Source organism: Streptomyces sp. SID11385 (assembly GCF_010548245.1).
Taxonomy (GTDB): domain Bacteria; phylum Actinomycetota; class Actinomycetes; order Streptomycetales; family Streptomycetaceae; genus Streptomyces.
The window spans coordinates 1-9,333 of the sequence record NZ_JAAGLR010000692.1; the positions used below are offsets into that span (position 1 = coordinate 1).

Annotated in this window: 10 protein-coding genes and 1 pseudogene; 1 reads left to right on the forward strand and 10 read right to left on the reverse strand. The window is 73.3% G+C overall.

Going from position 1 to position 9,333, the window contains the following annotated elements:
* Positions 1 to 1,005: AAA family ATPase (locus G3I42_RS21150; RefSeq protein WP_164288202.1), on the forward strand; the 1,005-nt coding region annotated here is incomplete at its 5' end.
* Between the two features lie 115 nt (positions 1,006 to 1,120).
* On the opposite strand, the gene G3I42_RS21155 is transcribed toward G3I42_RS21150, so the two are convergent.
* From G3I42_RS21155 to G3I42_RS21200, 10 genes and pseudogenes are all read right to left on the reverse strand, one after another.
* Entirely contained in the window at positions 1,121 to 2,251 is a 1,131-nt protein-coding gene (locus tag G3I42_RS21155; RefSeq protein WP_164288204.1) for a hemolysin family protein, read from the reverse strand.
* The gene (locus G3I42_RS21160) at positions 2,248 to 3,573 is read right to left on the reverse strand and encodes a hemolysin family protein (protein WP_164288206.1); all 1,326 of its coding nucleotides are present in this window, start codon (positions 3,571 to 3,573) and stop codon (positions 2,248 to 2,250) included. The genes G3I42_RS21155 and G3I42_RS21160 overlap by 4 nt, the downstream gene beginning before the upstream one ends.
* 234 nt (positions 3,574 to 3,807) lie before the next feature.
* Entirely contained in the window at positions 3,808 to 4,254 is a 447-nt protein-coding gene (locus G3I42_RS21165; protein ID WP_164288209.1) for a PH domain-containing protein, read from the reverse strand.
* Positions 4,255 to 4,365: 111 nt separating this feature from the next.
* The gene (gene hisG, locus G3I42_RS21170) at positions 4,366 to 5,214 is read right to left on the reverse strand and encodes an ATP phosphoribosyltransferase (RefSeq protein ID WP_164288211.1); all 849 of its coding nucleotides are present in this window, start codon (positions 5,212 to 5,214) and stop codon (positions 4,366 to 4,368) included.
* A 107-nt stretch (positions 5,215 to 5,321) separates the two neighbouring features.
* Positions 5,322 to 5,594, reverse strand: coding sequence for a phosphoribosyl-ATP diphosphatase (locus G3I42_RS21175; protein WP_008749003.1), 273 nt, complete (start codon positions 5,592 to 5,594; stop codon positions 5,322 to 5,324).
* Positions 5,595 to 5,691: 97 nt separating this feature from the next.
* On the reverse strand, positions 5,692 to 6,177 hold the full coding sequence (gene ribH / locus G3I42_RS21180; RefSeq protein ID WP_164288213.1) for a 6,7-dimethyl-8-ribityllumazine synthase: 486 nt from the start codon (positions 6,175 to 6,177) through the stop codon (positions 5,692 to 5,694).
* Positions 6,178 to 6,228: 51 nt separating this feature from the next.
* A pseudogene (locus G3I42_RS21185) lies at positions 6,229 to 7,560 on the reverse strand (bifunctional 3,4-dihydroxy-2-butanone-4-phosphate synthase/GTP cyclohydrolase II); the annotation flags it as partial.
* Entirely contained in the window at positions 7,557 to 8,210 is a 654-nt protein-coding gene (locus tag G3I42_RS21190; protein WP_164288217.1) for a nicotinamide mononucleotide transporter family protein, read from the reverse strand. The pseudogene G3I42_RS21185 and the gene G3I42_RS21190, both read right to left, overlap by 4 nt.
* Positions 8,210 to 8,821 (reverse strand): riboflavin synthase, encoded by a 612-nt coding sequence (locus G3I42_RS21195; RefSeq protein WP_164288219.1) that lies wholly within the window; start codon positions 8,819 to 8,821, stop codon positions 8,210 to 8,212. Before G3I42_RS21195 ends, G3I42_RS21190 begins: the two co-directional genes overlap by 1 nt.
* 1 nt (position 8,822) lies before the next feature.
* Positions 8,823 to 9,333 (reverse strand): dihydrofolate reductase family protein (locus G3I42_RS21200; protein ID WP_203607101.1); only part of this gene is annotated, 511 nt, incomplete at its 5' end.

A 9,333-nucleotide genomic window follows, 5' to 3' on the forward strand; every position in this document is an offset into this window, starting at 1 on the left:
CCGCCGCACCTGGGCGGGGAGCCACCGGCGGGCGGTCCGGCCGACGACGTGCGGGAGAAGGCGGTGCTGCCCGTGCAGCCGGGCCCGCAACGGATGCCGGCCGGTCCCGCCGACCCGGCGCTCCTGGAGGCGGCGCTCGCCGAGCTGGAGCAGATGGTCGGCCTGGAACCGGTGAAGCGTCAGGTGCGGGCGCTGTCCGCGCAGTTGAACATGGCGCGGCTGCGGGCGGAGCAGGGGCTGCCCGTGCAGCCCCCGAAGCGGCACTTCATCTTCTCGGGCCCCTCGGGCACGGGGAAGACGACGGTCGCGCGCATCCTGGGGCGGGTCTTCTACGCGCTGGGGCTGCTCGGCGGGGACCACCTCGTGGAGGCGCAGCGCTCGGACCTCGTGGGCGAGTACCTGGGGCAGACGGCGGTCAAGGCGAACGAGCTGATCGACTCGGCGCTCGGCGGGGTCCTCTTCGTCGACGAGGCGTACAGCCTCTCCAACTCCGGGTACGGGCGCGGGGACGCGTACGGGGACGAGGCGCTGCAAGTGCTCCTCAAGCGCGCGGAGGACAACCGGGGGCACCTCGTGGTGATCCTCGCGGGCTACCCGGAGGGCATGGACCGGCTCCTCGCCGCCAACCCGGGGCTCGGCTCGCGCTTCACGAGCCGCGTCGACTTCCCCTCGTACCGCCCGGCGGAGCTGACCCGCATCGGGGAAGTGCTCGCGGGCGCGAACGGGGACCGCTGGGACGAGGAGGCGCGCGAGGAGCTGGCCTCGATCGCGGGGCACGTGGTCGAGGAGGGCTGGATCGACGAGCTGGGCAACGGCCGTTTCCTGCGCACGCTGTACGAGAAGTCCTGCGCCTACCGCGACCTGCGCCTGATGGGGTACCCGGACCCACCGAGCCGCGACGACCTCGCGACACTGCGCCTGCCGGACCTGATGCAGGCGTACGGGGAGGTCCTGTCCGGGCGGAGTCCGGGCCCGCACGAGCCGACGGCGGAGGACGACTTCTGAGGCGCGGGGGCGACCGACGGGGAGACCCGGCCGAGGGAGGCAACCGGCCGGGCCCCCACGCGCGGGTGCCGCCGCCCTACGGTCTCCCCGTACGGCGGCGGCACCCGCGACCGGTTCAGCTGGTCAGGGCCTCCTCGCCGGGGCGGGGCTGCCGCTGGACCGTGACGGGCTCGACCTTCAGGCGGGCGCGCCCGGGCGCGATGCCCTGGGCGGGTTCCGGGAGGCGGTGGGCCGGGTCGGTGACCTCGCCGACGAGGAGTTCGAGCGCGTCCTCCAGGGTGACGAGGCCGAGGACCCGGCCGCTCGCGTCGGCGACCTGCGCGAGGTGCGTCGCGGCGCGGCGCATCACGGTGAGGGCGTCGTCGAGCGGCAGTTCCGCGCGCAGCGTGATCATGCGGTGCCACAGGCGCTGCGGGACGGCGCGGTCGGGCTCGTCGAGGTCGAGGACGTCCTTGACGTGCAGGTACCCCATGAAGACGCCGCCCGCGCCGAGGACCGGGAAGCGGCTGTAACCGGTGGCGACGGTCAGCTCCTCGATGCGGCGCGGGGTGACGGCGGGGTCGACGGTGACGAGCTGGGAGCGGTCGAGGAGGACGTCGGTGACCGGGCGGGTGCCCAGTTCGAGGGCGTCCTCCAGACGTTCCTGGGCCTCCGCGTCGAGCAGCCCGGCCTGTCCGGCGTCCTCCACGAGGTGGCTGAGCTGGTCGCTCGTGAAGACGGCCTCGACCTCGTCCTTCGGCTCGACGCGGAAGACGCGCAGCACGAGCCGGGCGCACGCGGCGAGGAAGACGGTGACGGGGCCGCAGACACGGGCGAAGGCGATGAGCCCGGGCCCGAACCACAGCGCGGCCTTCTCGGGCGCGGCCATCGCGAGGTTCTTCGGGACCATCTCGCCGATGACGAGGTGGAGGAAGACGACGAGGAGCAGCGCGATGACGTAGCCGAGCGGGTGCACGAGCCCTTCGGACAGGTGCACGGCGGTGAAGAGCGGTTCCAGGAGGTGCGCGACGGTCGGCTCGGCGACCGCGCCGAGGGTCAGCGAGCACAGCGTGATCCCGAACTGGGCCGCCGCCATCATCTTCGGCAGGTGTTCGAGGCCGTGCAGGACCCGGCGGGCGCGCGCGGAGTCCGCCGCGAGGGGTTCGATCTGGCTGCGCCGTACGGAGACGAGGGCGAACTCGGCGCCGACGAAGAAGCCGTTGGCGAGGATCAGGACGGCGGCGAGGAGGAGTTGCAGCACGCTCATCGGGCCGCCTCCAGGACGGGCGCGGTGCGCACGAGGCGGACGCGCTCGGCGCGGTAGTGGCCGACCTGGCGCACGTCGAGCCGCCAGCCCGGCAGCTCGGCGCGGTCGCCGGGGGCCGGGATGCGGCCGAGCAGGTCGGCGACGAGGCCGGCGACGGTCTCGTAGGGGCCCTCGGGGACATCGAGGCCGATGGCGCGGAGCTGGTCGACGCGGATGCCGCCGTCCGCCTCCCAGGCGGGGCGGCCCTCCTCGGCGGGGAGCGGCGCGAGTTCGGGCAGGTCCTGCCCGTCGTGCTCGTCGCGCACCTCGCCGACGACCTCCTCGATGATGTCCTCCAGGGTGACGACCCCGGCGGTGCCGCCGTACTCGTCGATGACGACGGCCATCGGCTCCTCGGTGCGCAGCAGCGCGAGCAGCGTGCGCACGGGCATCGTCTCGGGGACGCGCAGCGGGGTGCGGCTGATGCGGCTGACCGGGGTGCGCAGCCGCTGGTGGGAGGGCACGGCGAGCGCGTCCTTGAGGTGGACGGTGCCGGTGATCTCGTCGATGCGCTCGCGGTAGACCGGGAAGCGCGAGAGGCCCGTGGCCCGGGTGAGGTTGACGACGTCCTCGGCGGTCGCGGAGGACTGGAGGGTGCTCAGCTTCACGCGCGGGGTCATGACCTGCTGGGCGGTGAGCTCCTCCAGCGAGAGGGTGCGCACGAAGAGGTCGGCGGTGTCCTTCTCCAGGGCACCGGCGAGCGCCGAGTGCCGGGCGAGGGAGACGAGTTCGCCGGGGGTGCGGGCGGAGGCCATCTCGTCGGCCGGCTCGACGCCGAAGCGCCGTACGAGGGCGTTCGCGGCGGTGTTCAGGAGCGCGATGACGGGGCGGAGCAGCCGCGCGAAGGCGTACTGCGGCCCGGCGACGAAGCGCGCGACCTGGAGCGGCTTGGCGACGGCCCAGTTCTTCGGGACCAGCTCGCCGATGACCATCTGCACGGCGGAGGCGAGGAGCATGCCGAGCACGACGCAGACGCCGGGCGCGGCGGCCTCGGGCAGGCCGAGGGCCGTCAGGGGCTCTTCGAGGAGGTCCGCGAGCGCCGGTTCGGCGAGCATGCCGACGACGAGCGAGGTGACGGTGATGCCGAGCTGGGTGCCGGAGAGCTGGAAGGAGAGTTCCTTCAGGGAGCGGGCGACGGCGCCGGCCCGGCGGTCCCCGGCCTCGGCGGCGCGCTCGGCCTCGGCGCGTTCCACGGTGACGAGCCCGAACTCGGCGGCCACGAAGAAGCCGTTGGCGAGGATGAGCAGGAAAGCCGCCCCGAGGAGCAGCAGCGATGTGGTCATACCGCCGCCTCCGTGCCGTGAGGGAAGGGGGCGGCGCACGTACTACCGGACGATCCGTCCATTGCCGGAGAGGTTCACTCCTCTATTCGATGGGTCACCCGTGCCGGAAGGGGCACGGGCGGCGGCGGCACTCGGCGTGTGCCGCCCTACCAGATTAATCACGATTCGGCGGTGCCGGGCAGGCCCGGGGGCCCGGATCGTGCCGGGCCGCGGCGAGGCGTGCGGGCGGGGCGCTCAGTCGTGTACGGGGGCGTGCGCGTCCACGAGCGCGCTGAGGGCCCTGGCGTCGGCGACGGCCTTCTCGCGGGCGAGACCGGGCTGGATGCCGAGCACGGGCAGGCTGGTGCCGTCGCTGAGGTCGAGGAAGGCCCAGGGGTCGCCGCCGCGCAGCGTCACCCGGACGATCTGCGCCCAGCCGAGGGTACGGCGCGTGGTGAGGTTCACGACGGTGACGCCCTCGGCCGTGGCGACGATCTTGGGCCGCGCGAGCAGGAAGCACACCCCGGCGAGGACGACGGCGGTGAGCACGAAGCTCGCCGCCTCCCCGCCGCCGATCCCGAGCAGGAAGGCGACCGCCGTGATGACGACGAAGATCCCGATCCCGCACCCGATGAGAATCCCGCGGGTGAGGGAGGGACGGAAGGTCGCCGGGAGCGGGGGGAGGTCGGCGGGGGCGCTCATGCGGGGCACTCGTCTTTCACGGGAGAACTGGCGCTGCGAGCATACGGCACCGGAAATCCGGCCCCTCCGGCGATCGGGGAGCGGGACGAGGGGCCGAGCCCCACGACCCGGTCACAGCCGGCAGGCGTGGATCGCCGTCGTCAGGATGGCCCGCGCGCCGAGCCCGTACAGGTCGTCCATCACCTGCTGCGCGCCCTTCGTCGGCACCATGGCCCGCACCGCGACCCACCCTTCGTGGTGCAGCGGCGAGACGGTCGGCGACTCCAGGCCCGGCGTCAGCGCGACGGCCTGCTCCAGGTGCTCGACGCGGCAGTCGTAGTCCATCATCACGTAGCTGCGGGCAACGAGGACGCCCTGGAGGCGGCGCAGGAAGCGGCCCACGCGGGCGTCGTCGGTCTCCGCGCCCTTGCGGCGGATGACGACGGCCTCGGAGGTCAGGATCGGTTCGCCGATGACTTCGAGGCCCGCGTTGCGCAGCGACGTGCCGGTCTCGACGACGTCGGCGATGACCTGGGCGACGCCGAGTTCGATAGCGGTCTCGACGGCGCCGTCGAGGTGGACGACGGAGGCGTCGATCCCGGCCTGTTCGAGGTGCTGGGCGACGATGCCCTCGTAGGAGGTCGCGATGGTGAGCCCGGGGAAGTCCTCGGGGCCCTTCGCGGTGCCGGGACGGGTCGCGAAGCGGAAGGTGGAGCGGGCGAAGCCGAGCGGCAGGATCTCCTCGGCGTCGGCGCCCGAGTCCAGCAGGAGGTCGCGGCCCGTGATGCCGATGTCGAGGCGACCCGAACTCACGTAGAGGGCGATGTCGCGGGGGCGCAGGTAGAAGAACTCGACCTCGTTGGCCGGGTCGACCAGGACGAGTTCCTTCTGCTCGGTGCGCTGGCGGTAGCCGGCCTCATGGAGCATCGCCGACGCAGGTCCGGCGAGGGAACCCTTGTTGGGCAGGGCGATGCGCAGCATGACGGTGACGTCCTTCTGTGGGTGACAAAGGGGGGGCCCGCTTCGGGAGGGCCCGCTCCGCGCGGGGGCGTGCGGGACCGTGCGGGAGGGGGGAGCGTGGGTACGGCTCAGAGGTGCGCGTAGACCTCGTCGAGGGAGATGCCGCGCGCGACCATCATGACCTGCACGTGGTAGAGGAGCTGCGAGATCTCCTCGGCGGCGGCGTCCTTGCTCTCGTGCTCGGCGGCCATCCAGACCTCGGCGGCCTCCTCGACGACCTTCTTGCCGATGGCATGGACCCCCTTCTCCACCAGTTCGGCGGTGCGGGAGGTGGCCGGGTCGGCGTGCGCGGCCTTGTGCTGGAGCTCGGAGAACAGCTCTTCGAAGGTCTTCTGGGACATGGTTTCCTCACCATACGCGCCGCGGCGGCCCCGGAGCGAAGCCGGGGCCGCCGCCTCTCATCATGCGGACGCGGACGTCTCGTCGGTGGTACGGGGCTCAGCGCCAGGGCTCGACGACTCCGCGCAGCACGGTGGCGGTGGCGACGGCGGCGGTGACGGCCTCGTGGCCCTTGTCCTCGGTGGAGCCGGGCAGGCCCGCGCGGTCGAGTGCCTGCTGCTCGGTGTCGACGGTGAGAACGCCGAAGCCGACGGGGACGCCGGTGTCGACGGCGACCTGCGTGAGGCCCTGCGTGACGCCCTGGCACACGTACTCGAAGTGCGGGGTGCCGCCGCGCAGCACGACGCCGAGTGCCACGACGGCGTCGTAGCCGCGCGAGGCCATCGCCTTGGCGGCGACGGGGAGTTCGAAGCTGCCGGGGACCCGGAGCAGCGTCGGCTCGCTGATGCCGAGCTCGGCGAGGGCACGCAGGGCGCCGTCCGTGAGGCCCTTCATGATCTGCTCGTGCCACTGCGATGCGATGACGGCGACGCGGAGGTCGCCGCAGTTCTTGACGTTCAGCTCGGGTGCGCCTTTACCGCTCACGCGCTGCTCCTCGGTAGATGGGTTCGATGGGGGTGTACGGGTGTCCGGTCACTGCTGGGCGCAGGTGGCCGGGGCCTGGTCGAGCCAGGGCAGGTCGTGGCCCATGCGGTCGCGCTTGGTGCGCAGGTAGCGGAGGTTGTACTCGCCGGCCTGCACGGGCATGGGTTCGCGGGCGAGGACGGTGAGGCCGTGGTGGGTGAGGGCCTCGCTCTTGTCCGGGTTGTTGGTGAGCAGCCGCAGCGAGTGGACGCCGAGGTCGTCGAGGATGCGCGCCCCGGCTCCGTAGTCGCGGGCGTCGGCGGGCAGGCCGAGTTCCAGGTTGGCGTCGAGGGTGTCGCGACCGCGCTCCTGGAGCTCGTACGCGCGCAGCTTGGAGAGCAGCCCGATGCCGCGCCCCTCGTGGCCGCGCAGGTAGACGACGACGCCGCGGCCCTCCTCGGTGATGCGCCGCATGGAGGCTTCGAGCTGGGGGCCGCAGTCGCAGCGCAGCGAGCCGAAGACGTCCCCGGTGAGGCACTCGGAGTGGACGCGGACGAGGACGTTCTCGCCGTCGCCGAGGTCGCCGTGGACGAGGGCCACGTGCTCGACGCCGTCGGCGGTGGAGCGGTAGCCGTACGCGGTGAAGTCCCCGTACGCGGTGGGCAGGCGCACCTCGGCCTCGCGGCGCACGGCGGGCTCGGCCTCCAGGGGCGCGGCCTCGGTGGCGCGGCGGTAGGCGATGAGGTCGGCGATCGAGATGATGCTCAGCCCGTGCTTGCGGGCGAAGGGGACGAGTTCGGGCAGGCGCAGCATGACGCCGTCCTCGCCGGCGATCTCGACGATGGCCCCGGCGGGGCGCAGTCCGGCGAGCCGGGCGAGGTCGACGGCGGCCTCGGTGTGGCCGTTGCGCGTGAGGACGCCGCCGGGGCGGGCGCGGAGCGGGAAGACGTGCCCGGGGCGGACGAAGTCGTCGGGCTCGCTGCTCGCGGTGGCCAGGAGGCGCAGGGTGGTGGCGCGGTCGGCGGCGGAGATGCCGGTGGTGACGCCGTGCTCGCGGGTCGCGTCGACGGAGACGGTGAAGGCGGTGCCCATGGACTCGGTGTTGCGGCGGACCATCTGGGGCAGGTCGAGGCGGTCGAGTTCGGGGCCTTCGAGAGGGGCGCAGATGAGGCCGCGGCACTCGCTCATCATGAAGGCGACGATCTCGGGGGTCGCCTTCTCGGCGGCGAGGACGAGGTCGCCCTCGTTCTCGCGGTCCTCGTCGTCGACGACGACGACGGGGCGGCCCGCGGCGATGTCCGCGACGGCCTGGGCGACGGGGTCGAGGGCGAGGGAGAGTTCCTGGTCGTGCGGCCAGGGACCCTCGTTCGGGCTCCAGAGGGCGCTTTCGTGGGTGCCGGTCATGCGGGGGCTCCTTCCGGGGCGGCTTCCGGGGCCGCGTTCGCGCGGGAGCGCAGCCACCAGTCGCGCAGGCCCCACAGGACGAGCGCGAGATAGATCACGTAGACGAGGCCGGAGAAGGCGAGCCCGCTGGTGAAGGCGAGCGGGACGCCGACGACGTCGACGAGCAGCCAGGCGGCCCAGAACTCGACGAGGCCCTTGGCCTGGGCGAGCATCGCGGCGAGGGTGCCGACGAAGATGTAGGCGTCCGGCCAGGGGTTCCAGGAGAGGTCGGGCACGGCGACGAAGAGGCCGCCGACCGCGAGGGTGCCGAGTGCGGTGCCGCCGAGGAGCAGCCCGCGTTCGCGCCAGGTGGCGAAGCGCACGGCGAGGGTGCCGTCCTGCGCCTCCTGGCGGCCCTTCGTCCACTGCCGCCAGCCCCACAGGGCGACGACGATGACGAGGAGCTGTTTGCCGACGCCTCCGCTGAGGTGCGCGGAGAGGTAGGCGGCGACGAGGACGACGCCGGAGAGGAACTGGGCGGGCCAGGTCCACACCGAGCGGCGCCAGCCGAGGGCGAGGGCGAGCAGGCCGATCGTGTTGCCGACCGCGTCGGACCAGATGACGTGCTGCCCGAAGAGGGTGAACGCCTCGGCGTTGAGCTGGTCGACCATCACCGCTCCCCGGTGGGGGGCTCGCCGTGGCGGAGCATCCGCTCGACGTACTTCGCGAGGACGTCGACCTCCAGGTTGACGGGGGCGCCGGGCTGCTTGTGGCCGAGTGTGGTGAGGGCGAGCGTGGTGGGGATGAGGCTCACGCTGAAGGTGTCGTCGGTGGCCTCGACGACGGTGAGGCTGATGCCGTCGACGGTGATGGAGCCCTTCTCGACGACGTAGCGCGCGAGCTCGCCCGGCAGGGAGACGGTGACCAGTTCCCAGTGCTCGGAGGGCTCGCGGCGCAGGATCGTGCCGGTCCCGTCGACGTGTCCCTGCACGATGTGCCCGCCGAGGCGGCCGCCGACCGGGGTGGGGCGTTCGAGGTTGACGCGGGAGCCGGGGGCGAGGGCGCCGAGGCTGGAGCGCTTGAGTGTTTCGGCCATGACGTCGGCGGTGAACTCGGCGCCCTCGTGCTCGACGACGGTGAGACAGACGCCGTTGACGGCGATGGAGTCGCCGTGGCGGGCGCCCTCGGTGACGACGGGGCCGCGCAGCCGGAAGCGGGAGGCGTCGGCGAGTTCCTCGACGGCGACGACCTCACCCAGTTCTTCGACGATTCCGGTGAACACTTCAGCGCTCCTTGGGTGCGGTGGTGGGAACAGCGGTGATCCGCAGGTCGGGCCCGAGCCGCGTGCTGTCGCGTACGTCGAGCCGCAACGCGGCGGTGAGGGTGGGGATTCCCGCCTCGGTGAGGGCGGCGGGGCCGGCCCCGAGCAGGACGGGGGCGAGGTAGCCGACGACGCGGTCGGCGTATCCGGCGGCGACGAAGGCCCCGGCGAGCCGGGCGCCGCCCTCCAGGAGGACGCCGCGCACGTCGCGGGCGTACAGCGCGGCGAGGAGCGCGGTGAGGTCGAGGCCGCCGCCGTGCGGCGCGCGGGGCAGGCGCAGCAGCTCGCCGTCGTGGGCGGGCGCGGGGGCGTCGTCGGCGAGGGCGATCAGGGTGGGCGCGGCGTCGTCGAGGACGCGCGCTCCGCTCCGTACCGCCGTGCCCTCGGTGTCGAGGACGACGCGCAGCGGCTGGGGCGCGTCGGGGATGCCGCGGACGGCGAGGTGGGGGTCGTCGGCGCGGGCGGTGCCGGAG

Excerpts from the sequence above, each read along its gene's own strand:
- G3I42_RS21190 (WP_164288217.1), bottom strand. The coding sequence starts at position 8,210 with ATGGTCGACCAGCTCAACGCCGAGGCGTTCACCCTCTTCGGGCAGCAC.
- G3I42_RS21175 (WP_008749003.1), bottom strand. The coding sequence starts at position 5,594 with ATGTCCCAGAAGACCTTCGAAGAGCTGTTCTCCGAGCTCCAGCACAAG.
- G3I42_RS21155 (WP_164288204.1), bottom strand. The coding sequence starts at position 2,251 with ATGAGCGTGCTGCAACTCCTCCTCGCCGCCGTCCTGATCCTCGCCAAC.
- G3I42_RS21165 (WP_164288209.1), bottom strand. The coding sequence starts at position 4,254 with ATGAGCGCCCCCGCCGACCTCCCCCCGCTCCCGGCGACCTTCCGTCCC.
- hisG (WP_164288211.1), bottom strand. The coding sequence starts at position 5,214 with ATGCTGCGCATCGCCCTGCCCAACAAGGGTTCCCTCGCCGGACCTGCG.
- G3I42_RS21160 (WP_164288206.1), bottom strand. The coding sequence starts at position 3,573 with ATGACCACATCGCTGCTGCTCCTCGGGGCGGCTTTCCTGCTCATCCTC.